Source organism: Pedobacter sp. Bi27 (genome assembly GCF_918698255.1).
In the GTDB taxonomy this organism is placed as follows: Bacteria; Bacteroidota; Bacteroidia; order Sphingobacteriales; family Sphingobacteriaceae; genus Pedobacter.
Window position 1 is genome coordinate 1,004,217 of record NZ_CAKKMW010000001.1, and the last position, 25,951, is coordinate 1,030,167.

General features: G+C 39.1%; 17 protein-coding genes. 5 read left to right on the forward strand and 12 right to left on the reverse strand.

Going from position 1 to position 25,951, the window contains the following annotated elements; all coding sequences use genetic code 11:
- Nucleotides 1–37 precede the first annotated feature (37 nt).
- Nucleotides 38–727 carry an NUDIX domain-containing protein gene (locus tag LQ227_RS03995; protein WP_051692040.1) on the reverse strand — a complete coding sequence of 230 codons (690 nt, stop codon included), beginning with the start codon at nt 725–727 and terminating at the stop codon, nt 38–40.
- Nucleotides 728–838: 111 nt separating this feature from the next.
- Between LQ227_RS03995 and pfkA the strand changes: the two genes are divergently transcribed.
- Genes pfkA through gap form a run of 3 tightly spaced genes read left to right on the forward strand, consistent with a single transcriptional unit; the run spans nt 839 to nt 3,675 of the window.
- The gene (pfkA, locus tag LQ227_RS04000) at nt 839–1,825 is read left to right on the forward strand and encodes a 6-phosphofructokinase (protein WP_108200905.1); all 987 of its coding nucleotides are present in this window, start codon (nt 839–841) and stop codon (nt 1,823–1,825) included.
- Nucleotide 1,826: 1 nt separating this feature from the next.
- A complete protein-coding gene (locus tag LQ227_RS04005) occupies nt 1,827–2,669 on the forward strand; it encodes a hypothetical protein (protein WP_230145453.1) in 843 nt (280 codons plus the stop codon).
- Between the two features lie 7 nt (nt 2,670–2,676).
- Nucleotides 2,677–3,675 carry a type I glyceraldehyde-3-phosphate dehydrogenase gene (gap, locus tag LQ227_RS04010; protein WP_029280245.1) on the forward strand — a complete coding sequence of 333 codons (999 nt, stop codon included), beginning with the start codon at nt 2,677–2,679 and terminating at the stop codon, nt 3,673–3,675.
- 691 nt (nt 3,676–4,366) lie between these two features.
- On the opposite strand, the gene LQ227_RS04015 is transcribed toward gap, so the two are convergent.
- Entirely contained in the window at nt 4,367–5,113 is a 747-nt protein-coding gene (locus tag LQ227_RS04015; protein WP_230148311.1) for a metallophosphoesterase, read from the reverse strand.
- Nucleotides 5,114–5,748: 635 nt separating this feature from the next.
- Entirely contained in the window at nt 5,749–6,498 is a 750-nt protein-coding gene (locus LQ227_RS04020) for a DeoR/GlpR family DNA-binding transcription regulator (RefSeq protein ID WP_230148313.1), read from the reverse strand.
- A 96-nt stretch (nt 6,499–6,594) separates the two neighbouring features.
- On the opposite strand from LQ227_RS04020, the gene LQ227_RS04025 reads away from it, so the two are divergent.
- On the forward strand, nt 6,595–7,146 hold the full coding sequence (locus tag LQ227_RS04025) for a 5'(3')-deoxyribonucleotidase (RefSeq protein ID WP_230148315.1): 552 nt from the start codon (nt 6,595–6,597) through the stop codon (nt 7,144–7,146).
- A gap of 530 nt (nt 7,147–7,676) precedes the next feature.
- Here the strand turns inward: LQ227_RS04025 and LQ227_RS04030 are convergent.
- From LQ227_RS04030 to LQ227_RS04070, 9 genes are all read right to left on the reverse strand, one after another.
- On the reverse strand, nt 7,677–8,285 hold the full coding sequence (locus LQ227_RS04030; RefSeq protein ID WP_230145459.1) for a Crp/Fnr family transcriptional regulator: 609 nt from the start codon (nt 8,283–8,285) through the stop codon (nt 7,677–7,679).
- 371 nt (nt 8,286–8,656) lie between these two features.
- Nucleotides 8,657–9,628 (reverse strand): type IX secretion system membrane protein PorP/SprF, encoded by a 972-nt coding sequence (locus LQ227_RS04035; protein WP_230148316.1) that lies wholly within the window; start codon nt 9,626–9,628, stop codon nt 8,657–8,659.
- Between the two features lie 22 nt (nt 9,629–9,650).
- Nucleotides 9,651–10,589 (reverse strand): gliding motility-associated C-terminal domain-containing protein, encoded by a 939-nt coding sequence (locus tag LQ227_RS04040; protein ID WP_230148318.1) that lies wholly within the window; start codon nt 10,587–10,589, stop codon nt 9,651–9,653.
- A gap of 10 nt (nt 10,590–10,599) precedes the next feature.
- Nucleotides 10,600–11,319 (reverse strand): hypothetical protein, encoded by a 720-nt coding sequence (locus tag LQ227_RS04045; RefSeq protein WP_230148320.1) that lies wholly within the window; start codon nt 11,317–11,319, stop codon nt 10,600–10,602.
- A gap of 38 nt (nt 11,320–11,357) precedes the next feature.
- On the reverse strand, nt 11,358–13,535 hold the full coding sequence (locus LQ227_RS04050; protein WP_230148322.1) for an Ig-like domain-containing protein: 2,178 nt from the start codon (nt 13,533–13,535) through the stop codon (nt 11,358–11,360).
- Between the two features lie 485 nt (nt 13,536–14,020).
- Nucleotides 14,021–15,457 (reverse strand): ATP-binding protein, encoded by a 1,437-nt coding sequence (locus LQ227_RS04055; protein WP_230145464.1) that lies wholly within the window; start codon nt 15,455–15,457, stop codon nt 14,021–14,023.
- Nucleotides 15,458–15,636: 179 nt separating this feature from the next.
- Nucleotides 15,637–17,601: a 1,4-alpha-glucan branching protein GlgB gene (gene glgB, locus LQ227_RS04060; protein ID WP_230148324.1), complete on the reverse strand. Its 1,965-nt coding sequence runs from the start codon at nt 17,599–17,601 to the stop codon at nt 15,637–15,639.
- A 59-nt stretch (nt 17,602–17,660) separates the two neighbouring features.
- Nucleotides 17,661–20,123, reverse strand: coding sequence for a glycoside hydrolase family 31 protein (locus LQ227_RS04065; protein WP_230145466.1), 2,463 nt, complete (start codon nt 20,121–20,123; stop codon nt 17,661–17,663).
- Nucleotides 20,124–20,409: 286 nt separating this feature from the next.
- A complete protein-coding gene (locus tag LQ227_RS04070; RefSeq protein ID WP_230148326.1) occupies nt 20,410–23,319 on the reverse strand; it encodes a TonB-dependent receptor in 2,910 nt (969 codons plus the stop codon).
- Nucleotides 23,320–23,515: 196 nt separating this feature from the next.
- Between LQ227_RS04070 and LQ227_RS04075 the strand changes: the two genes are divergently transcribed.
- Nucleotides 23,516–25,945 (forward strand): penicillin acylase family protein, encoded by a 2,430-nt coding sequence (locus LQ227_RS04075; RefSeq protein ID WP_230148327.1) that lies wholly within the window; start codon nt 23,516–23,518, stop codon nt 25,943–25,945.
- The last annotated feature ends 6 nt before the right edge of the window (nt 25,946–25,951 follow it).

Below are 25,951 nucleotides of genomic sequence, written 5' to 3' on the forward strand. Positions count from 1 at the left end.
TTCTTTCAACTCTCCGCTCCTCGCCTAACGCGTTCCGCTAGAACGAAATCTCCTTACCAAAAAGCTTCGCATACTTACGCTTATCAAAACGGTACAAAGTAGCCGCGCGATAAGAAACACCTTTCTGTTTTTCGTCAAGCTCTTTTAGTACACCAAAACTCACAATCTTTTTTCTAAAGTTCCTTTTATCGAGTTTTTTACCCAAAACCAGTTCATAAACATGCTGCAACTGTGTTAAGGTAAATTTCTCTGGCAAGAGTTCGAAAGCAATTGGCTGGTGTTTAATCCGGCGTTTTATTTTTTCTAATCCTTTATCGTAAATTTTCTGGTGATCGAAAGCCAGTTTAGGCAGATCGGTAATGGGCAACCAATTGGCCCGTTTGGCATAAGTACTGATCGGGCGTAGCTCTTTATCTCCGCCCAAACGGATCAAAGCATAATAAGCCAAAGTAATTACCCTTCCTTGCGGGTGCCTGTGCGGATCGCCAAAAGCATAATACTGCTCCATATAAATACCGCGCAAACCGGTAAGTTCGTACAAAATGCGGGAGGCTGATTGATCTAAACTCTCATCAGGACCAACAATGTTACCGGGCAGTGCCCACCAATCTTTAAACGGTTCTTCATTCCTTTCGATCAGTAGGATTTTTAATTCCTTACCATCAAATCCAAACAAAACGCAATCTATCGAGAATACAGAATCTAAATGAGGTAAAATTTGTTCCAAAGTAAAATTTAGTTATTTTAAGCAGATAAAGGTATGACTTTCAATATTAAGTAAAAAAAATAAAATAAATTACTTAGTGTAAAAAATACACACTATATTCGTGTTATAAAGATGGAGCCAAATATAAAAAATATAGCTGTATTAACTTCTGGAGGCGATGCCCCAGGAATGAATGCTGCAATCAGAGCTGTTGTACGTACCGGAATTTACCATGGCATTAACATGTTTGGTGTAATGCAAGGTTACCAGGGTTTAATTACCGACAACATAAAACCAATGGACGCCCGTTCTGTAAGTAATATTTTACACTTGGGCGGTACCATATTAAAAACTGCACGCTGTTTAGAGTTCAAAACAGACGAAGGTCAACAGATTGCCTACAATAACTTAAAGAAAAACGGCATTGACGGATTAGTGGTAATCGGTGGCGACGGAACATTCACCGGAGCGAAACGTTTTTCTGAAACTTTTGGAGTTAAGGTAATCGGTATACCAGGTACAATTGATAACGACTTAGTTGGATCTGATTTTACCCTGGGTTACGATACTGCTATTAATACAGTAATTGAAGCGATTGATAAAATCAGGGATACTGCCGATGCGCATGACCGTTTGTTCTTTATAGAAGTAATGGGCCGCGATTCGGGGTGTATCGCATTAAGAAGTTCGATTGCAAGTGGTGCCGAAGCTGTTTTGTTGCCTGAAAGGGAAACCAGCGTTAACGAATTGATTAATAAACTGGCCTTAGGCGCAGCTACAAAAAAATCATCGAGTATTGTTATCGTGGCTGAAGGTCATAAACAGGGTGGCGCTTACGATATTGCTAAAAAGGTAAAAGAAACTTTTGATCATTACGATACCAAAGTAACCATACTTGGCCACCTTCAACGTGGTGGCAGCCCAAGCAGTTTCGACAGAATTTTGGGCAGTCGTTTAGGTTTTGCCGCGGTAAATGCGTTAATTGCAGGCGAAACGGAGCAAATGGTAGGCTTAAAGGGAAACGAAATAAAATTAACCAGCATAAGAGAGGCTTTAACCGCTCATTCTTTTAAACTCGAGCCCGATTTAATGGAAATGACAGAGGTACTTTCAATATAATATGATAGCAGTTGTTTATAGCGGATCGAAAACAGCATTTTGGAAAATAACACAAAATGGACAGGTAGTGGCACATTGCAATACTACTGGCTTAAACCCTTGCTTTGTTGATCCCAAAACGATCTTACAGATTTTAAACAAAAAAGTTGCTTTGGTTAACAATGCAGAAAACATAAAGAAAATTTATTTTTTTGCAGCCGGCGCATCATCAGCCGATAGAAAAGAGGAATTGGCAAAAACCCTTGCATCATTTTTCAAATACAGCAAAATTGTTGTGGAGAATGATTTATTCGGTGCCGCCAAAGCCGCCTGCTATGATCAGCCAGGGATTGTTGGCATGCTGGGCAGTGGTGCACATTGCGCTTACTTTGATGGAAAAAAGCCAATAAACAATAACTTTGGTTTGGGTTATATCTTAGGCGACGAAGGTTCTTCAAATTACTTTGGAAAAATACTCCTAAGGGAATTTTTGAGCCTTAAAATGCCAAAAGACATTGAAACTAAATTCACATTAACCTACAATCTAGACCGCCCTCAAATATTAGAACGCATTTACAATAAGCCACAGGCAAATATATTTTTAACCTCATTTTTCGATTTCTTTACCCAAAACAGCAAACACGAATATATCCGTAAGCTGATTGATGGAGGATTTGAAAAATATATCGAAACTTATGTTTTGCCGATGGCAGAAAAATACAACGACCGGGAGATACATATTGTAGGTAAGGTAGGTGCCGAGCTCGAAGACCGGTTAAGGTTGGTAGCGGGCAGATACGACATAAAAATTAAAAGCATTATTAAAGAACCAATACAAAATTTATTAAAACATTACATTAATTAACAGAACAATGAGCAAAATTGGAATAAACGGCTTTGGCCGTATTGGCCGACTGGTTTTCAGAGCCGCATTAAAAAGAGGATTGGATATTGTAGCGATTAACGATTTGATCGAGCCAGATTATATGGCATACATGTTAAAATATGATACTACACATGGCAAATTTGATGGGACTATTGAAGTTGTTGATGGTAATTTAGTGGTTAATGGCAAAACAATCCGCGTAACTGCAGAAAGAAATCCAGCTGATTTAAAATGGGATGCTGTAGGTGTTGAAGTAGTAATTGAATCTACAGGTTTATTCTTAACCCGTGCCGATGCTGAGAAACACATCGCTGCAGGTGCTAAAAAAGTAGTTTTCTCTGCTCCTGCCAAAGATGGCGATATCCCTACTTATGTAATGGGCGTTAACCACCATAAATTAACTGCAGATCAAACTATTGTTTCTAATGCATCTTGTACCACAAACTGTTTAGCGCCAATTGCTAAAGTTTTAAACGATAACTTCGGCATTGTTGAAGGTTTAATGAGCACAATCCATGCTGTAACTGCAACTCAAAAAACAGTTGATGGTCCTTCGGCCAAAGATTGGAGAGGTGGCCGCGGTGGTTTCTCTAACATTATCCCTTCTTCTACTGGTGCTGCTAAAGCAGTAGGTATGGTTTTACCTGAATTAAAAGGTAAATTAACCGGTATGTCTTTCCGCGTTCCTGTTGCTGACGTTTCTGTTGTAGATTTAACTGCACGTTTAGAAAAACCAGCTACTTATGAGCAAATTAAAGCAGCTATGAAAGCAGCTTCTGAAGGTGAATTAAAAGGTGTGTTGGCTTATACTGAAGACGAAGTTGTTTCTTCTGACTTTATTGGTGACGACCATGCATCTATTTTTGATGCAAAAGCAGGTATCTCATTAAATGATAATTTCGTTAAAGTGGTATCTTGGTACGATAACGAATGGGGATATTCTTCTGCACTAGCTAAATTTGTAGAATATTACGCAAGTTTGTAACAAAAAAGCGCTTAAAGCACTTTTCAAGGCTATATAAAAGGCAACATTATTCATTTAATGTTGCCTTTTTGTTTTAAACACAATTTTCACCTATAAAATCCAATTTTAAAACCACATCTAAAATTGTTTTTATTCAATTTATACATCAAAAATTCACTTAACTACTCGTAAAAACTAAAAAATCACCAATAAATTTCGAAAAATCCACTTTTAACCAGCAATTAAACAAACGTTTGACTAAATCGTACCATAAATTGACAATATTTAACAATTAGTTAACATATTTTTCTGCTATATTTACAACACAGTCGTTTTAAACACCAAAATCTCTTACAAAAAGGTCGGTAAATAAAAAATGACAAAAAAAATACTTAAATTTTTCTTAGTGTATTTTTTACACTATCAATTTTTTTACTATATTTGTAGAGTAATAAACGGAACGATGTTTATCACCATTAAAAAAGATAAATCATTTTCTTGAAAAACCCCGGTTTAGATAGAAGATTAAAGACAAAGCCTGGCTCATAACAGGTTTATATTTGGTTAGAAAAAAGAGACAAGTCTGGATAGATTGTCTCTTTTCTTATTTGAGGGGTATTTGTAATACAAAGCATTAAAAATTCTTTGAGCGCAAAAACCTTATTTATATTCCGATATTTGGTCAAGCAGCATACCAATACCGGAAAGTCTTTTAAATTTCAATTATCAGTTCTTTTTGATAACCGTTATATTTTTCACTAATATATCCATAGGGATTACAAATAATCTCAGTTTCGTCAACATTGTACCTTACCGGAGTATGAATATGACCATGAATCCAATAAGCAGGTTTATATTTGTTGATGACATCTTCAAGATCTGATGCATAGGCCGAAGCAACCGGATCCTTTCTATACTCCTTTGGTACAGATCTTATACTTGGCGCATGATGGGTAATCACAACGTTTTTATATGCCTTTGATTCTTCAAGGCTTTTCTGCAACCATTTTTTGGAAATCTGATGGATTTTATAAGTGTCTATTGTCCTTAATTTTGAGTACGACGGATCCCTTCTAATCATCCGGTAATCATTCATTTTGCTCTGACAAATTATACCATATTCTACGGGATTTCCGAATAGCGAAAAATCTGTCCATAAAGTCGCCCCATAAAACCTTATGCCTTCGAGTTCAATGGTATCATTCTCCAGCACGTCCACATTCGAACCTCTCGATGCTTCGATTATTTTATTGAGTGTGTTGGGATAGGTTCCTTTATAATATTCGTGGTTGCCTAAAACATAAATTACAGGTTTGTCTGGAATATTTTCTTTAATCCATTCTATACCTTTTGTACCTAAATTGATGTCGCCTGCCAGAATAACCAGATCAGCATTTCCGAAAGATAATTCAGAAACACCAAATTCCTGATGTAAATCACTTATGATCTGTATTTTCATAAAAAATATTTATCATCCCGTTGGGTATAACAATTTAATTATTCTTTTCTCTAAGCATCAAATAGCCAAATCCAGTTATAAAAGCAAATACGACAAAAGACTCAATATGCAGAAAAGACAATTGATAAGCTATTCTCCAAGAAGAAGCAAAAGAATCTCTTTGAAAGCCGCTAATCCACAGTATTATATCATTAGTAAATGTTGAGGCTAATATCAACAACCCAAAAATTAAACGCCAATATCTTGCCTTCTGGAAATAGATGAACCAAAGGCTTTGCGTAGAAAATAAATACACAAATAACGGAAATACTGCCGGAAACCAATATGGCCCAGTAAAGCGGTTTATAAATGCATACTGAACATGATCTCCACTTAACCAATCAGCACAGAAAATTACCGGGAATTGCAAAAAAAAATACAATACCAACAATTCTGATCAGCCAAATAATGGAAATATCAAGTATGCTGATAAATTCAGTTTTCCTAAAGAAGAAAATTACGATACTCCAGCAAGCATAAATAAACATTTGTTCTTGCAAAATATAGCGCGGCAAAACAGAGTCTATCATTAGTGAGGGTTAAATTTAGATGACACAAATTAAGTGATTTATTTGATATTGATGAATATAAGAGATTTAAATCACCTCAATTCCCAAATGCCTATAAGGCTCTAGGATCGTATTACTGGGATCGGTTTCGGTAATGATTACATCTACATCGGTAACCGGGCAAACATAGTAAGGCTCTACAGTATTTATTTTCTCGAGTGCGGATAGCGCAATGGTTTTTTGCGCCTGGTTAATCATGACGTTGTTCAGCTGGGCATCTTCATATATAATGGAGGTAATACCCATGCTATTGTGCAAACTACAGATACCAAGCATACAAACATCAGCCCTAACCTTTCTAAAGGTATCGATAGTTTCTTGTCCCATGGTGGTAAATGCCGTTTTATGCAATCTTCCGCCGGCAAATATCACTTCCGCATTGGGGTGGTCTTCCAAAATATTGGCAACAGGAAAGCTATTGGTAATAATGGTTATTTTTAAATCTTTAGGCAATGCGGCAGCCAGCGCTACTACCGAGGTACCACCATCGAAAAATGCCACCTGACCATCTTTCAAAAACGCTAAGGCTTTGTTTGCAATAACCTGTTTGTGCTGCTGGTTGTACTTTTCCCTATCCCGGTAATGTTGCGGAATGGGCGAATGAGAAATTGCGCCACCCCTAACCGCCCTAAGCAGCCCTTGCATGTCGAGCTCCTTAATATCACGGCGTACTGTATCTTCTGATACATTTAATAATGTGCTCAATTCGTTCAACCGTACCTTGGTGTCTTTTTCCAGGGTATTTATAATGATCTGTAGACGCTCTTCTTTTACCATACTAATGCAATATATTGCAAATATATAAATTTATCAGGATTATAATTTGCAATATATTGCAATATTAAATATTTTTGTTGCAAAATATAGCAAATCATGAGAAAAACAATAGGCATTGATATGGATGGCGTTCTTGCCGACATAGAAGACCATATACTTCAGACATACCAGGCAGAAACAGGCATTTCACTTACACGCAATGATATAAAAGGCAAATCGGAAGAAGAACTTTTTCCGGATAGGGCCATGGTAATGAAGATCTGCAATAGAACAGGCTTTTTCAGAAACCTGCCGGTAATGGAAGGCGCTATTGAAGCCATAAAAAAACTAATGGAAGACTACGAGATCTATATCGTTTCAGCCGCCATGGAATTCCCCTTATCGCTCTTCGAAAAACGCGAGTGGCTTGCAGAGCACTTCCCTTTTATCAGCTGGAAAAATATCATCTTTTGTGGCGATAAGCGTATAATAGATACCGATTATTTAATTGACGACCATTGTAAAAACCTTGATTTCTGCAAAGGAAAAGCCTTAATGTTTACTGCATTTCACAATGTAGAAAAAAATCATCACCAAAGGATAAATCACTGGAGCGAGGTATCAGCTTTATTGAAGGAACTCGAAGAGACAAATCTTGAAATCGTCTAGTCAAACATTTAGCCTCTTCACATCCACATGCCAGGAATAAAAAAAGGATGTAGCCACTGGCTACATCCTCTATCTAAATTAACGCTCTCAACTAGAAGTTGATATAAGGCTCTCACCCCTTATGCCTACAATATTACAGCAGAAAGATTAAGATTTGATGAAGATTTTAATTTTAAGCAACAAAAATTATTAGTCACCTCCACAACTACCACAAGAACTTCCGCGGGATGAACCACGAGAACTGGCTCCACTGCCGTCACCCCCTCTAACTGGCATATAAGCACTGTAGGCTAAAAAAATAAGCCTCCCTTAAAAGAGAGGCTTACGAATGTAATCTAAATCGTCCCGTTGATTTAATTTTTACTTACCCAAATTTAAACACAAATATGATGTTTAGTATAGGCAATTTAAGGTTGTACATCAATATGTAAAAAGTGTATAATGTTATGTAAACATAGCGTTTAAAATGAGTATTCTTCACACAGATCGACCTAACCAGTTATGATCAACCGGAAAACAGTTTTATTTAATTACACCAGCTCCCTTACCAATTTACTGCGTATGCGACTAAGTGTCTCCAAACGCATACCTAAATAACTTGCTATGCACCTTAATGGCACTCTAGATATATCAACAGCGTTTAGTTCCAAGAATTTTTCATAACGCCTTTCTGCCGAAGGGATTCTGGCTATTATGGCCCGCTCTGAGGCGGCATGATACTGGAGCGCTAAAATCTTTCTACCAATAACATTTGTTTCCTGATAACTGGCGTAAAGCTTATCAATCAATAAGTTTGGAATAGCAACCAATTCTGAATCTTCCAATGCCTGCAAATATTCAATTGAGGGCTGAACGTTTTCATCGGGATGTTGAATCGCTCCAATAAATTCGTTCCCTAAACTGATCCAAGTGGTAATCTCTTTATTACCATCTTTAATAAAACCTCTTACCAAGCCTGATACCACGAAAAAAACATAATCATTATTATCAATGGGAGATAAAATGTATTTATTTTTCTTGATCAGAAGAGTATCTACATTTTTTTCTATTTCCTGGATAAATCCAGAGGTTATAGGGCATAAACTGCTGAAATAATTTAATACAGCGTTTACTAAAAATACCTTTCGGGATTCGAGCATACACAAATAGGGATAGACTTAAGACCCTTAATTATAGCGTTTTTTAACGGAAAATAAAAATAAAGTAGATTATTAAGATAATTATAATGCTTAAACACCTTTATAATGAGGATTTTTTAATATTCTTAAGCACAAACTGATTTATCCGGGTAAAAATCTGAGTTTAGTCTTATTAAACAACAAATAAAATATGCATAGCAGCGGCTAACAATCTTAAAAAGATTTAACAAATAAGGCGAAACGTTTTTACAACATTCATTCCGTTCATTTTTTATGAAAAAAGCAAATGCGCGCAGACCATATGCAGAATAATAGACACCCAGTAAAAAAGAAAAGAAATAAAGAAGGTCCGGGTGGAAGGTACCCGATTATTAGAAGTAACATTTCGGCCTTCTGCTTTTTGCAGTTTGCAGATAATACCCAATAGATATTTCGTGTGAGCCATAATCATAGCTACCGAATTTATTTAAACTATAATCGTAACCATAGCCGATCCGGAGGTTTTCGCGGACAAAAAACTCAGTAATCAACCCGATAGCACTCCTTGCCCTTAAATCGCTTTGTAATGCTGGCTTAGGATAAATTTTTACGGAGGTTCTATATGCAGCACCTAACCAAAGTTTTTCTCTGATCATTAAAAAAGCATTAAGATCCAATGAGGTTGGCCCGTTCAAATCATCTTTGATCAAAAAAGTAGGTTTGAACATAAAATCATTGTTCACTGGAAATACCATTCCCGCCGTTAAATAAAAATGCGGCTTAGAAGTAATACTTAAAAGATTATTATCCCTAAAAACAGGAAGGTATTGGCTAAGCAGGTTATTGGCAGAGAAACCGATAAAGAATTTTTCGTTCGAATAATGTACACCAGCCCTAATATCGGGTACAATTCGGCTTTCATATCCTGTCGGAATCTTGTTGTCGCCGGTTTCATTTGGATCTAATAAACTTCCGTTAAGCCCCATCTGCATTACGCCCACTCCAACGCCAAAAGCAAGTACATTGGTTTCGGTGCGGTCTAGCTTAATGCGGTAGGCAAAATTCCCTGATAGGTTTAACGAGTTCTGTGCGCCAATTTTATCTTTCGACACCAATAAACCCAAACCTAGACTTTCTTCCTTAACCGCTTCATCTACCGATATGGAAAGCGTTTGGGGAGCGCCCTGAATACCTGTCCATTGCGCCCGCACAAAGGCCTGCATATACAGCTCTTCTTTGTAGCCTGCGTAAGCAGGATTGATGTATAAACCATTGAACATATATTGTCCAAACTGGGCATTCTGTTGCGCGAACAGGCACAGGCCGATTAAATTAAACAATACCGTTAAAATTATCTTTTTCATATCCTCCACATTTTAGTTCCATTTACCTGATAACTGTAACATAACCTTTAAATTCCTGCCATTGAGCACTTGCGGTTTTTACTTTAAGCACATAGAAATACGTTCCATCTACCAAACCATTCGCGGTCCAATCGTTTAAATAACCGTCTTTCTCATAAACTGTGCTTCCCCAGCGGTTAATAATGGTAAGCTGGTTTCCGCTATAGCGGTCTAAGCGTTCAATAAAAAAGGTTTCATTTTTTCCATCGCCGTTTGGCGTAAACACATTAGGTATTTTAAGCCCAGTAATTTCTTTGGTATCAACTGATATATTGTTAGATGGATCAGAATCTATTTCGTTGATGGTAACCCTGGCACTATTAACAACATTACCAGGTTTCATTGCCCTTACATTAATGATCAGCTCAACAAAACTGCCGTTGGCAAGTGACGGGATCGCCCATGAAACTGTCTTGGTTTGATCGTTATAACTGGCAGTACCAACAATTGTAGGATCGACGCTTACAAAGGTTAGATTTTCTGGAAGGTCATCCTTTACCTGTATGTTGGTAGCCTCACCGATCCCGTTGTTGCGCACCAATAAGTTGTATTTAAATACCTCCGTATTAATTACCTGCCTGCTTTCAGATCTTTTAACTATGGAAACATCCGCTGATATGGCTGTCTCCATCACCACTTCCATTTCTTCTGACAGATCGGAGCTACAGCCACCTAAGCTAAAAGTAATAACAGTATATTTCCCTGCGGTGTTAACCACATAGTCTTGCTCGGTAGCACCTGATATAGCATTTCCATTCCTGAACCATTGATAAGAGGTAGCACCTGTACCATTGGCCCTCAGTTTAACAGTAACGCCTGGTTTAAGGTTAAGCGTATTCGGATTGCCAGATTGCGCAAAGCATGCTGCTGCAGAAAGCAGCAGCACACCGAGCACAATTATCCTTAATCTGTTAAACATCATTGGTTAAACCTTATGGCGCTACAGCGATAGTTGCTTTACCTGGTTTAACAGTAACAGTGATTGCTTTGCCGGCAGTTGCAGTACAAGTTGTTGCAGGCACGATCTGAACACCACCTGTAGCATAACTTCCAATAGCCGTGAAAACATACGCGCCCGGAGCCACGCCAGCCTTAAGTGTAAAAGTATCTCCCGAACCGGATGCTGCACCCAAAGTTGTAATATCAGCTACAGCAGTACCTCCTAGCGTTGCCGACCAGACATAAGTCATGGTTACCCCGGTTGGCAATGTTATTGAAGCATCCTTACTCGCCGTAATTATCGTGGCAGCTGTTTGATCGGTACAATAAACACTTCCTGGAGCTGCAACAGCGATAATAGGCGTAGGTAATTTTTCTACAACGGTATTATCAGAGGCATCACTAGGGCAGAGATTCGCATCTGCCGGCTGAACCTGAACAGAATAAGTATGGTTTCCGACAGCTAATCCTGCTGCTATCTGATAAAAAGCATTTGAACCATTATATACTACAGCAGCTTCTGCAGTTCCGTCAACGGTCCATATAATTTTATCGCCATTAACAGGTGTATAACCGGTGAAAGTTGGATTCAATTTTACTGTACCTGTTCCGCACAGGTATACATTTGGCGTCTGTGCAAAGGCACCCAGCGGCAATAAAAACATTAAGAATATAAAGATTCTTAGATTGCGTTTTGTAGATTTTTTCATCATAATGGTTAATTTGTTTGGAGGAAATAACTTATTTCTTTTTAATTAATGGATACTATTGGTTTATGTGGCACAAGCTTTACCCTAAAACTAAAAGGGATAGCCCGTTCGCAGCCGTTTGCATTTTTAATGGTCAATACCCCTTGATATACTGCTACCGGTGTATTTGATGGAACATTGATCGTAATTTCATTTGCGGGCAAGGCTTGATCTGAAACGGCAGGAAGTAAATTTCCAGCCCAGGAGATGCTATAACTAATGGGGTCGAAAACCGGATTAGCGTAAACAATTTTAGTTGTGGTAAGTCCTTCGCAAATACCAGGATTTGGCCCTAAAGTCAAATTTGGCTGTGGATTTACAGTTAAATTAAAATCCACTTTTTTTCCACAATACGTTGCATCATCAGCAACGGTGTAACTGATGACAGTGCTTCCAGCTGCAATTGCTGTGACCTTGCCCGTGGCATCTATTGTTGCAATAGCTGCATTGCTACTGCTCCAAATGCCAGAAGGATTATCATTGGTTAAAGTTGTGGTAGTTCCTGCACACATGGTATTTAGACCAATAACCGGATTTACAACAGCAATAGGTTTAACATCTACCAATACTGCTTTACGGCCCCCAACATTCTTACAGCCTGTTAATGTATTAATAGCTTCTACGTAGTAGGTAGTGTTTGCAGTAAGGGCGGGCGTTGTATAGGTTGCACCAGTATTAAACGGCGTAACTCCATTGGAAGCGGCATACCAATTGTAAGTATATTGGGCGATATTGGAATTGCTGACCGCTAACGTAGCCGTAGCTCCACTGCAGATTGTGGTACCCGGAACATCGAGCGGGGGTAATGGATTAACCTTCAGTTTTACGCGGAGTCTTTCAGAAACCCCTGTTACGCAGTAGGTTCTGCTACCTTGTACATAGTAACTATAATCTCCGGCAAGAAGCGAGGATAGAGGAGTATAATTTTCTCCGGTATGTAACAAATTACCTCCTGTTTCTGCATCATACCATTTATATTCCGTACAGGCCTGTGGATTGTTAACTGAAAAGGTGGTGCTTTCTCCCTGGCAGATGGCCCTGGCATCCTCAGCGATAGGATCGATCAATGTGCGTGGCTTAGCCAATTTCCTTTTAATGTCATAAATCTGAAGCGAACCCAGCACACCGGCCAATCCACCGGTAGTGATCTCTAAACGATCGTAAACCTCAGTAATCGGAAAGGTAAGTACATATTTATCTGTTGAACCCGGAAAAAGCCTAAGGTTTAGAAAAGTTCCTGTATTATCGAAAGCATCGCCCGCTTTGACCCCATTTAAATAAGGCTGAATGATAAAGCCGGTAAGTAAATTCAGATTAAGTAATCCACCCCCTGGCTTACCTATTATAATGCTCACAGAATCTTTCGGCTGAGAAGGTTTATTAAATATTGCCGTAAGGTATATTTTGTTTAATACAGAGACCCCAACATCCATCAGCGCATAGCTATCATTATCGCTATCTATCGAATTGAAAGGATCAGTTACCTTTCCGGTTGCATTTAACACCCCTCCAATAACAGTAGGCTGTACTCCCGATAAAACATCAATTACTTCATCACAATCAATCTTATCAGTAGTCGTTTCCATAATATAGGCGTGGAAAAGCTTTGTAGACAACGCTACCGAGAGTAAATTGCCCGATACCTTTACATAAATCCCGTTATATATCTGATTGGGTGTGAGTGTAACCTCAATCTCTCCCGAACCGCTAATTACACCCGCTATATTGGTTGAGTTATAAATCGGGAGAGTAGTTGCCGCATATCCCGCATCATGACCCGGACCAAGCAATCCCAATAATGGCCAATCAGCAGCAACGGTATGCAAACCTGTGAATGTTCCTATCTCTACACCGCTTAGAACGCTTAATACTTCGGTAGGGAGCGAAATTTTAATTATAACTGGAGTATTGGCAGGAATTGATCTGGGCGAACCACCAGCAGCACTAAACTGTAAGAATTGGGTCGAAGATGCCAATCCTGCTAAGCCAAGTCCAACACCTAATGTTGATGCATCTTTAACCTGTCCATTAACAGCATTTCCTGCATCTGAAATGGTACCCATAATTAAAGACCCACCCAATACCTTAAATCCGTATTGGACTGATCCCTGAAAATCTGCGTAAGTACGCTTTGTATTTTCACACTGTGCTACAACCTGCGCACGCAAATACGTGGGCATAAGAAAAAGCACAAGCACCAAGAAAGATAGACAAGAGCGTCCTTTCAATTGCTTAAAGTAAAGAGAAAAATAAATAGTTTGTTTGTTTGCTCGTTGATACAAAAGTACGGCGGCTCCTAGGCAAATTATCCGTTCACTTCATTCATTACCCCTCTCACAGCACTATAAAAGCCTATTTTATTGATATTTATCAACAAAACTAAAGAATTCAAAAATTACAGACATCCGGGCGGATAGTCTATGTGAAAATATTCCAACAACTTAGAATAATAGATTTTTTTTGCTGGTAAAAAGAACCTGAAATATCAATCGGTAAGAATAATTGACGGCAAAGAGATTGCGATATTTTTTTTAGCAAATAATACTTGCAAGAGAAAAGAGTTATTGTATCTTTGCACCCTCTCTGGAAGCTTCCACTCCAGAGTTTAAGAAAGCCTTCCAGCAATGGGAGGCTTTTCTTATTTTAAATTGACTGGTCAGTTTGGCTAATCATCAAATAGCACATCCATTGTAATCTCTTTTTGTACCAAACCTGGGTAACGTTCACTATTTGCGACTCCATAAGTTGTAATCATAGTCAAAAACAATGCTTTTCTTGTTCTGGTTTGATATTGAAATACCTTTAGTTTGCTGACTAATTCCTTTTCATAAGATTTAGTAATTTCAAAAGACATAATAGAGAATTTAACTTCACATATATTGATACAAGAATCATTTCGATCAATAAGCAGATCAATCTGAACACCTTGTTCTGCTCTATTTTTTGGCAAATAACGCCAAACAGATATTTCGGTATAAACATTATCTATCCCTATTGCTTTTTTAATCTGAGCAGTATGTTTCATGCAGATACTTTCAAAAGCATATCCGCTCCAGCTTTTCCATGATGTACCCGAATAAAATTTCAGCCAGGTTCCAGCGCCCGTTGCTTTATTGCCGTTAATAAATTTGAGATAAAATATCGAGTACTCATCTGTTAGTTTGTACAAAGCGTCTTTGCTATTTTTTCCAAAGGGAATATAAGGCGTAATAAAACCAGATTCTGCAAGTTCTGCAAGTAGCTGTGTAGCGTAACCGCCGCTGCTTAGCTTACAGACATTAATAATTTCGGTACGTGTTAATCCTTTACCTTTTTTTGCCAATGCCTGAACAATATCAATATGATTTTCTGCTTTATCGAACAACGAGTAATACAGGTTCTTAAATTCTTCAAGAAGCAGCCCATCCTTGGTAAAAAACAGCCTGTCTATAATCTGGGCCACACTCTCGCCAGGCTCTATTTCTTTGAGATACTGTGGTATACCCCCCATAGCCATGTACACCTGAAAAAGCTGGTACTTATCGAGCTTTATTTTTCTGTATTTAAGGTATGCTGCGGTTTCGCCAACAGTAAAAGGAAGAAGTCTTATTCTCCTCGTTACACGGTTATGCAATCCGCCTCGGTTATTAATCACCTTATTGATCATCCAGGAAGCTGCAGACCCACAGATAACAACGATAAGTTTTTTTTGTCTTGAAGCCCAGCTGTTCCAAAAATTTTCAAATGCAGGCAAAAATCCTGAGCGGGGCGTATTAATCCAGGGGAATTCGTCAATAAAAATGATTGTTCTTTCCTTTTTTACCAAGGGGGCGAGGTATTGGACCAGCATTTCAAAGGCAGCTATCCAACTTTCTGGTTTGGCTAAGGGAAAACCACCTGTTACTTTTGTAAGTGCCAAACTAAAGTTTTCTAACTGCTGATTTAACGTTGCGTGATGAATGCCAGAAAATTCAAATGCAATTTCCTTAGTAAAAGCGTTTCTGATTAAATAAGTCTTTCCTACCCTTCTACGCCCATATACAGCAATCAGTTCACTTTCACCAGATTTCTCGATCTTGTTTAGCAGCAATTTTTCTTCAGTTCTTCCTACAACCTGTTCCATAAACATTTAATTTACAGCAACAAATGTAACCAAAAATTGAGTTTTGGCGTAATATAAAAAAACATATTACGCCAAAACTATGCTTTTATATAAGGTTTTGGCGCAATATAAAAACTTATATCACGCCAAAACTATGTGTTTACCTATAATTTTGGCGTGATATAGGAACCAATAATATTTTACTTGGTCTTAAAAATCACTACAGCCAAAGGCGGCAGATCAACAACGACCGAGTATTCCTGCCCGTTATAACCCGCTAGGTCAGGAACAATACCCCCGCGATTATTAATACCGCCTCCATAATAAACAATATCATCAGTATTAAAAATTTCTGTCCATTTGGTTTTAAAAGGGACACCGATTCTATAATTTTCACGCACCACTGGCGTTAAGTTTATCGCGACAACCAAAGTATCTTTTGCTTTTGGTCCTTTGCGCATAAATGTGAAGACAGATTCGTTTGCATTATCGGCATCGAGCCATTGAAAGCCTTCATAACTAAAACTGAAATGATACAATGCTGGTTCTTTGCGATACAGAAAGTTTAAAGCCTTAACAGTTTCCTGCATGCCCTTGTGCGGCGCATATTGAAGCAAATGCCAATCTAGCGATTGCGTAAAATTCCATTCGTTGGTTTCGCCAAACTCATTCCCCATAAACAGCAGTTTTGCTCCGGGATGGGTGAACATATAACCATAAAGTGCCCTTAAATTTGCAAATTTCTGCCAGTCATCTCCAGGCATTTTATACAACATTGGTGATTTACCGTGTACGACTTCATCATGAGAGAAAGGCAACATAAAATTTTCGGTAAAGGCATAAGTCATGCTAAAGCTCAACTGATGGTGGTGGTGTTTCCGGCCGAGGGTTTCTACTTTGAAATACTTTAAGGTATCGTTCATCCAGCCCATCATCCATTTCATGCCAAAACCTAATCCGCCGGCATGTACCGGATGGGTTACACCAGGGTAAGTACTGCTTTCTTCGGCAATGGTCTGTACACCCTCAAAATTTCCATAAACGGCAACATTCAGGTCCTGCAAAAACTGAATGGCCCCAAAGTTTTCACTTCCACCATATTCGTTTGTTGCGGCATCTCCATCTTCTCTGGAGAAATTGAAATATAACATCGATGCTACGGCATCTACCCTTAGGCCATCTGCATGATATTGGTCAATCCAAAACAAGGCATTACTAATTAAAAAAGAGCGTACTTCGTTTCGATCATAATTGAAAATATATGATTTCCAGTCTGGATGAAAACCTTTTCGCATATCGGCGTGTTCGTACAGATGTGTTCCATCAAACTCATATAAACCATGCCTATCACCTGGGAAATGAGAAGGAACCCAATCCAATATCACTGCAATATCTGCTTTATGGAGCTCGTTAATCAGATACATTAAATCCTGTGGAGAACCATAACGCGAACTTGCACCAAAATAACCTGTAATCTGATAACCCCAGCTAGGGAAATACGGAAACTCCATTACAGGCATCAGTTCTACGTGGGTAAAACCCATTTCCTTTACATAAGGCACTAGCCTGCCAGCAACTTCCCTGCAGTTCAAAACACGTTCTGGATTATCCGGATCGCGCTCCCAAGAGCCTAGATGTATCTCATATACCGAAATGGGTTGATCCAAAGCATTTATTTTTGCTCTTTTTTTAAGCCAGGCTTTATCTTTCCAGGTATAATCGGTGTCCCAAACGATACAAGCTGTTTGTGGCGGATGTTCCCATCTTCTGGCATAGGGATCGCCTTTTAAATGCTCAGATTCGTCAAAACCTTTAACAAAATATTTATAAACTTCTCCCTTTGAAATTCCAGGGATAAAACCTTCCCAGATACCCGATTTATCCCACCGTATGCTCAGCGGATGTGAAGCGTTGTCCCAATCGTTAAAATTACCCACTACACTTACACGGATGGCATTGGGTGCCCAAACCGAAAAATAAGTTCCGGCGGTTCCATCAACAGTAATTAAGTGTGAGCCCATTTTCTCATAAAGCCTAAAATGCTTTCCTACAAGAAAAAGATCGATATCATAATCGGTAAATAAACTGTGGATCCAAACAGATTTCTGTTTATCAGTTTTTGGTTCGGATACTTTTTTTACTGAAACTTTTTTTACTGATGGCATAGGTATTTTGGCTAGATAAATGAAGCCCCAAATACTAAACAGCATTTGGGGCTCAATGTTTACAGACTCAAGATCTGTATTTCTAAGAAGTTCTTATTGCATTTAAAATGCAGGATATTCTGATCATCGGTATAAAAGTCTTTCACCTCTTTATTGTCGATAATGATCTTTTTCACCTGGAATTTTACGCCGATCACATTGCAAACATAAAATTCATAATTAGGCGTATACAATCCTTCATTACGCTGGTTCACTTTAATGGCCTGAGTATCGCCTTTTACAGTGAATTTCTTTTCCAGATAAATATCCTGCTCGTAAGCAAAAGTATCGCCATGATCTTCGTACATGTATGAATTAACCTCGTAATCGCTATGATAAATATTTAATACCACTTCGGTAATAGATTTTTCATCAACATATTGCATTACCGGATATTCTGGCAAAACTGTACCTGCCCTTACAAACATTGGCATACTATCGATCTTTGCATCAACCGTATATTCGTTACCGCCATCCAGGATTTCGTTGGTCCAGAAATTATACCAGGTGCCTTTTGGGAGATAAACTTTTCTAGATATTGCACCCTGTTCTAAAACCGGGCATATCAATAGTTTATCACCATAGCAAAATTCATCCTGACGGAAACTGTTACTGATATTTTCTTGCTCAAGCATCACTAAAGGCCTTAAAATAGGAAAGCCATAACGATGATGCTCCCAGAAAACCGAATATAAATAAGGCATTAAACGATATCTTAATTCGATAAACTTACGGTTGATATCTTCGAAAAACTGCCCAAAGCTCCAAGGTTCCCGTTCTGCAGTATCTCCGGCAGAGTGTGCCCGCATAAAAGGAGAAAAGGTACCTAGTTGGATCCAGCGGGTAAACAACTCTCCATCTGGCTCACCGCTAAATCCGCCGATATCTGTTCCACAGAAAGGCACACCAGAAACCGATAAACGCTGGCACTGTATATTTCCGATCTTTAAATGCTCCCAGGTTGCGATATTATCGCCGGTCCAAACACTTGCATAACGCTGCATGCCCGCATAACCAGCCCTTGTAATCGTAAACGGACGTTTATTGCGCATCAGTTTTTTTAAGCCCTCGTAGGTAGAACGCACCATCTGCATGCCGTAAACATTGTGTGCCTTACGGTGTGAGCCGCGGTAACCATCATAATTATGGCGGACATCGTTGGGGAAAGTTCCTGAACCAAACACAGCTGGTTCGTTCATATCGTTCCAGAAACCTGCAACGCCCATATCTACCAGCTCTTTATATAAATTACCCCACCAGCTCCGTACTTTTGGATTGGTAAAATCGGGAAACTGACAGCGCCCTGGCCAAACATGCCCTTCCATATAATAATCGTCGCTGCGGCGACAGAAAAATCTCTTTTCTTTACCTTCTTTAAACACCCAGTAATCGTCATCTACCTTAATTCCAGGATCGATCATCACCACCGTTTTAAAACCATCATCAGATAGCTCTTTGATCATTCTCCGCGGATCTGGAAAGTATTTTTTGTTCCAGGTAAAACAACGGTAGCCATCCATGTAATCGATGTCCAGATAAATGGCATCGCAAGGGATTTTACGTTCCCTGAACTGTTTGGCTATTTCTTTAACCTTTGTTTCAGGATAATAACTCCAGCGGCACTGCTGATAACCCAAAGTCCATTTTGGTGGCATTGGGTGTGTTCCCGTTAAAGTTGCATAACGTTTTACCACATCCATAATATGCGGGCCATGGATATAATAGTATTGCAGTTCTCCGCCATCGGCCCAGAAACTGGTTTTATTTACATCCTCCGATCCGAAATCGAAATACGATTTAAAGGTATTATCGAAAAAGATACCATAGGCGGCCTGATTGTGCAAACCGATATAAAAAGGTATAGTACGATAAAGTGGATCCTGGTTCCAACCGAAGGAGTAAGCATCGGTATTCCAGTTTTCGAAACGGCGCCCCCGCAGGTTAAAATTACCAGATTTATCACCCAAACCGAAGAAATTTTCTTCAGGGTGGCATTTTTTCGTTGCGTAGATATAATAACCACCAAAATCTACATTTTCTTCCCAGTGCATAGAATTGGCTTCATCAACCATTACTACATTGGTAATATTATCAGAAAAAGAAATATGGAAGTTTGCTTTTTCTATTTTACAGGTTACTGCATGGGTAGAAATCGTAAAATGATCATCATGTTCCTGCATTTTAAAAACAGACACTTTTTGATCTACTTCGGGTACGGCATAAGAAAAATCCTCTAAGAAAACGCCATGAGGAGCCAGGCGAACGCGGATAATATCGTCGCTTACCACCCGGACTTCTACTCTTGCATCGCCATCAGAAAAATAAAAACGGTTGCCCTCCTTTTTTACTTTTTTAACTGCACCGAGATATTGTTTAACAATTGGCTTTACCGATATATCAACTGGATTGTTTAAATGCTGTATTTCTTGCTCTTTTTCGACCAGATCACTTGTCTCGTTAGGTTTGTCGTTTTGCGCTTCCATCCTTATTTATTCAAAATTTTAAATTCATGGCTCTTAAACCGGGATGTGCTTAAGAAAGTACTATAATACAAATATTTTACAAAAGGGATGTAGCTTTTTTATGAAAAGATTGTTTTAATAGTGTGTTTTTTACACTAAGCTATTTATTTTCATTTTATTTTTGGGCTACATTGACATTAAATCAAGCTATTGCATGGCAAAGCCATAAAGGAGAAATTGATAATCAGTGCACAAAAAAGCCTTCTATACTTTAAGCATAGAAGGCCCTTAAAACTCAATTAACTGGTTATGGATTAAAACTAATGGCTACGTAATAGATAGCGCCAGCTGATGGATTTCCGTAAGAAGTAAAATAATATTTGTTCAGCACGTTAGAACCGCCAAGTTTTATGATTGATTGTACTGAAGGGATCCTTAAACTCACCTGCGCATCCAAAGAGCTGTATGCAGGTACCTGACCTGAGGCAAAAGAAGAATTCCAGTAGAATTGATCTTGCCAACGGTATGCCAAATTAAAACCAAAGTTTTTAATAATTTCTTTATTGCCAAAACCCAAGTTGTAACGGATTTTCGGGGTATTGAAATCGTTAATGTAATTAACTGGTAAATCGCCGATTTCATTATAGGAAACGTTGCCGCTGATGGTATATTTACCCACTAAATAATCTAAACCTAAAGCCGCGCCATAAGAAGTTACTTTACCTTCTGCATTAACCGGAACACCGAATTTCACAAAACTTCCACCTACATTCTGATAAACATCTACAGCAGTAATAAAATCTTTATAAATGTTGTAATAACCATAAGCATCAACCAATAAATTAGGAAGGAGCAATCCTTTATAACCTAACTCATAAGATTGAACACTCTCCGGACGGACACCCCTTGCATCAAAAGTATATTGTTGCAACAATGCCGGGTTAGGTGTTCCTGTTGCAGCTGCCGAGGCTAAGAACGCACGGTAACTTACGTCGGTATAAGGCTTATTACTATCAAGATGGTACTTAGAAAACATGATTTCTGGCAAGCCGCCAATCAATCTTTGAGAACCTCCACCTACCGAAAGGTCGATGTATTGATTTTGTGTGGTTGGGTTACGGTAACCTGTTTGATAAGAAACCCTGATGTTGTTGTTTTTTGCAACTGTGAACACCCCAGTTACCCTTGGCGTAAACCGGCCTTCAAAATTCTGACTTTTATCATAACGACCTGCAAAAGTAAATTTAACCTTATCGTTAAAAAGTTTTTTGCCTATCTGCGCAAATGCACCGTATTCTTTAATATCGATAGAATTTGTCAAGTCATTAAAAATTGTTCCAGCCGAATTTAAGTCATATAAACGGTATGATGCACCAGCCTGAAACTCCACCACTTTATCAAAAAGATTGGTAAAGTTGTACATTCCCTCATAATGGTAAAGGTTAGATTTATCATCGAATTTTGCACCATAAATACCTTTACTAGGATCTGAGGCACTGATGGTGGTGTTCATAATCTGATCCTTAGCCTGAATAAACTGCGGAGAACCAGGTGCGAAACGTCCCTGATCGGCAACACTTCTGGCAAAAGCCTGTGCTTGTACATCAGTTTGCCCTGCCGCTCTTGCACCTACATAATTACCAATATATTGTGGGAACCAGCTTGTTGATGGTTTTGATAATTCATTAATATAACTACCCAAAATAGAAGAAATATAAGAATCACCCGAACGTTCCTGCGTAGTATAGGCTTTCAGAAAGAAATCTTCACCTTTTAATTCTAATTTATATTGCCCGATATTAAAATTGCGGAGCGAATAACGGTCAGAACCGGTATATACCGAAGTTCCTGTTCCCCAATTGGCCTGTCCAACTATTTGTACTGTATTGCTGATGTTGTAATATAACGCACCAGATGCTTTTAACGACTTGGTACTATAATCAACCAGGTTTTCTTCATTATAACCAGTTCTTGAAATATTTTGATTAGGGATTAAACCTGCTTTCAAACCAACATAAAAAGGAAAATAATTCTGTACCGGACCACGCAATGCAGATGGTAATCCCGCCAAAAACCCCGCTTGCTGGGCTGCATTTGGAATGGCGGTACCAAAAGTCCCGTCCATTAATGTTTTAATGTTTGGTATTAAACCACCAGACCCTGTATTAATTCCGGCAATGGTTGCATTTTGAACACTTAGCGCCACATTACGCATATTTTGGCTTACCTCATCACCGTAAACGTTGATTCCGTCGTAATTTGGGTCGCTGTTTCTATCGCCAGATTTTGCAGTTCTCGCTACCCTATCGAAGTTTGAATAGTTATTCCCGTACCAGTCTTTGGCCTGCAAGAACGAAAATGCCGCTTTTACGCCAAACTTATTGTTCCATGATTTTGCCATGCGCACATCCAACTGATTGAAGGGTTGCACACTGCTATTGTCATCATTTACATGGTTTACCCCTGTTTTATACTGAAAGCTTGCACCTGGATATTTAAAAGGATCTTTTGAGGTCATCAATAGTGTTCCATTAATACCACCTGCACCATAAAGAGCAGATGAAGCACCGGGCAGGAGTTCAACATTATCTACATCGAGCTCGGTTATACCCACAATATTACCCACTGAGAAGTTCAGTCCAGGGGCCTGGTTATCCATTCCATCAATATATTGGTTAAAACGGGTATTACCATTTGAATTGAAACCACGTGTATTAATCGACTTGAAAGTTAAACTCTGCATACTGCTTTCTACACCTTTCATATTGTTCAAAGCATCGTAAAATGATGGTGCCGCAATTTCCCTTATAGAGGCTGCACTCATCCGCTCGATAGAAACCGGTGATTCTAAAATACGTTCAGGAGTACGCGATGCCGAAACAACCACATCCCCTCCTAAAACCACTGCCGTTTCCAGTTCCAGGTTAATTCCCGTAGCATTCCCGGTAATCTGCTGTTCTACTGTACCATAGCCCACGTAAGACGCTACCAGCGTAAAGGGAACTTTAGCTGTTGTTGTAAACGTAAAACTACCGTTGCTTGTGGATGCTGTGCCACCAGAATGGCCTTTGATGGTTAAACTCACCCCAGCTAGGCCTTCTTTCGATTGCTTGTCTTTTACGGTACCGCTAACCGTAATACTCTGTGCTTGTGCCGCAACGTTGCCTGCGTACACAAATAATAACACATAAAAGATCTGTGTAAAAATTCTGCTCATAAACGATTGTTAATTTGGTTGTTTGTATTATTAGTTATATAAACTTAAATTCTTTTTTTGAATTAAACAAATTATGTTAGCATAATAATTTCAATTCGAATTATAATTTTGATTGATATACAGTTTGTTGTATTTTGCATTAAACATAAACCGTCATTTTGCCCTATCTTAGCGAAAGACTTGTTAGCTAACCATTATGAATAAAATTAAAGCCGTATTCTGCATCATTATTCCGATAGCATTAGCTTTTTTATTTAATACCAAATTAGGTAGTACACCTCCACTGTTAAAATTCCTAAATCCTTTTATGGGTTTCTGGCAAAATGCAGAGAACAATCATTTTATGTTTAACCATAAAGCGAAGATTAAAGGGGCAATAGATAAAATCGAAATCGTTTTTGACGACCGCATGATTCCACATATTTTTGCACAGAATGACCACGATCTGTATCTGGCACAAGGTTATGTAACCGCCATGCACCGCCTTTGGCAAATGGATTTTCAGACCCGTTTTGCTGCGGGTAGAATTAGCGAAGTAGTTGGCGATAAAGCGATAGAGGTAGACCGCTATCAGCGCCGGATGGGCATGGTTTATGGCGCAGAAAACTCGTTAAAAGGTATGATGGCCGATCCTAAGGCAAAAGAAATGATCTTAGCTTATACCGAAGGGATAAATGCCTACATCAAAACACTTTCTAAAGCCAATTATCCCTTAGAATACAAGATACTCGATTTTAAGCCTGAAAATTGGACGCCTGTAAAATGTGCGCTGCTTCTAAAACAGATGTCGGCGGTATTAGCCATGGGTTCCGACGAATTTTACATGACCAACATCTTGAAAAAATTCGGCCCCGAGGTGACCAAAAATCTTTTCCCGGATTATCCGTTCCGCGAAGACCCAATCATCCCTGTTGGCACCAAATGGGATTTCTCTCCCTTACCAACACCTAAAACACCAGAAAGCTTCACCCAGGCGCAAACCGGCGAAGTAAAAACAACCGAAAAAATTGAAGGCATCGGCAGTAATAACTGGGCTTTATCTGGCGCTAAAACAGCATCAGGATTCCCGATTTTGGCAAACGATCCACATTTGGATTTAACACTTCCTTCAATCTGGTATCAAATCCAGCTACATGCACCTGGCGTAAATACTTATGGCGTTTCATTACCTGGTGCTCCGGGCGTAATTATAGGTTTTAACCAGAAAATAGCTTGGGGCGTAACCAATGTTGCAGCCGATGTACTGGATTTTTATCAGATCAAGTTTAAAGATTCCAGCCACAACGAATATTGGTACAACAATAAATGGAAAGCCACAACAAAGAGATTGGAAACCATTAAAATCCGTGGTGGAAAAGATGAAATAGATACCGTTTACTACACGCATCACGGGCCAGTGGTATATTTCCAGAAACCAAAATACGGCAGGGCAGATAATGTGCCTGTTGGTGATGCTTTAAGATGGATTGCACATGATGAGTCGAACGAGCTCATGACTTTTTATTACCTGAACCGTGGGAAAAATTATAACGACTACCGTAGGGCTTTAACTTATTATACCGCACCTGCACAGAACTTTGTTTTCGCCAGTATGGATAACGATATTGCCATTACGCCAAATGGCAAATTCCCCCTAAAATGGAAGGATCAGGGCAAATTTATTCTCGATGGTACCGACCCCGCTTACGATTGGCATGGCTGGATCCCAAATGCACAAAATCCAACAGTTAAGAATCCGCCGCGCGGTTTTGTAAGCTCGGCCAACCAATCTTCTACCGATACTACTTACCCATATTACATTAACTGGGAATTTGCGCCTTACGAGCGTGGCAAAAGGATCAACGACCGCTTATCGGCCATGAACAAGGCTACATTGGATAGCATCCGTTTGATGCAGACCGACAATTACAGTATTATGGCGCAGAACCTGGTTCCTGCTTTATTGCCCTTATTGAATAATGAGCAATTAAACGCAACACAAAAAGAAGCATTGGCTTACCTGAACAAGTGGAACAAACGTTATGATGCCCATGAAATTGCAGCCAGCGTATTTGAGATATGGACCAAACGCTTATCACATGATATCTGGGCAGACGAATTCGAGGTCAAAGGAATCCCGATGCGTTACCCTTCTAGAGACCGTACGGTGGAAATGATCCTGAAAGAACCCAATGCAACATGGTATGATAATATCAATACCAGCAAAAAAGAAACATTATCCGACCTGGTTATCGAAGCTTTTAAATATAGCTGCGATAGTTTGGAAAGACGCTTTGGACCAATAAACAAAGATTGGGATTGGGCAAATGTAAAACAGACCAATGTGCCACACCTAGCCAAAATACCAGGATTCGGCTCAAAGGTTTTACAGATTGGTGGCGCGAAAACTGCCATTAATGCTTTGAGCGAAGCCAACGGACCTTCATGGCGGATGGTGATCGAACTGGGTAAAACACCAAAAGGACATGGGGTTTATCCAGGCGGCCAATCAGGCAATCCCGGAAGCAAATTTTATGACAATATGATCGATACCTGGGCAAACGGTAAACTATACGATCTGTTTTATATGCAAAGTCCTGATGATAAATCGGGTACGGTTATTTCTCGTTTAAAAATTTCTAAATAGGCTAAA

Coding starts and splice junctions, on each gene's coding strand:
- LQ227_RS04055 (WP_230145464.1), bottom strand. CDS start 15,457: ATGGAACAGGTTGTAGGAAGAACTGAAGAAAAATTGCTGCTAAACAAG.
- LQ227_RS04015 (WP_230148311.1), bottom strand. CDS start 5,113: ATGAAAATACAGATCATAAGTGATTTACATCAGGAATTTGGTGTTTCT.
- LQ227_RS04020 (WP_230148313.1), bottom strand. CDS start 6,498: ATGGTAAAAGAAGAGCGTCTACAGATCATTATAAATACCCTGGAAAAA.
- LQ227_RS04070 (WP_230148326.1), bottom strand. CDS start 23,319: ATGAGCAGAATTTTTACACAGATCTTTTATGTGTTATTATTTGTGTAC.
- LQ227_RS04045 (WP_230148320.1), bottom strand. CDS start 11,319: ATGATGAAAAAATCTACAAAACGCAATCTAAGAATCTTTATATTCTTA.
- LQ227_RS04040 (WP_230148318.1), bottom strand. CDS start 10,589: ATGATGTTTAACAGATTAAGGATAATTGTGCTCGGTGTGCTGCTGCTT.
- LQ227_RS04005 (WP_230145453.1), top strand. CDS start 1,827: ATGATAGCAGTTGTTTATAGCGGATCGAAAACAGCATTTTGGAAAATA.
- LQ227_RS04030 (WP_230145459.1), bottom strand. CDS start 8,285: ATGCTCGAATCCCGAAAGGTATTTTTAGTAAACGCTGTATTAAATTAT.
- LQ227_RS04025 (WP_230148315.1), top strand. CDS start 6,595: ATGAGAAAAACAATAGGCATTGATATGGATGGCGTTCTTGCCGACATA.
- glgB (WP_230148324.1), bottom strand. CDS start 17,601: ATGCCATCAGTAAAAAAAGTTTCAGTAAAAAAAGTATCCGAACCAAAA.
- LQ227_RS04065 (WP_230145466.1), bottom strand. CDS start 20,123: ATGGAAGCGCAAAACGACAAACCTAACGAGACAAGTGATCTGGTCGAA.
- LQ227_RS04075 (WP_230148327.1), top strand. CDS start 23,516: ATGAATAAAATTAAAGCCGTATTCTGCATCATTATTCCGATAGCATTA.
- pfkA (WP_108200905.1), top strand. CDS start 839: ATGGAGCCAAATATAAAAAATATAGCTGTATTAACTTCTGGAGGCGAT.
- LQ227_RS04035 (WP_230148316.1), bottom strand. CDS start 9,628: ATGAAAAAGATAATTTTAACGGTATTGTTTAATTTAATCGGCCTGTGC.
- gap (WP_029280245.1), top strand. CDS start 2,677: ATGAGCAAAATTGGAATAAACGGCTTTGGCCGTATTGGCCGACTGGTT.
- LQ227_RS04050 (WP_230148322.1), bottom strand. CDS start 13,535: ATGCCCACGTATTTGCGTGCGCAGGTTGTAGCACAGTGTGAAAATACA.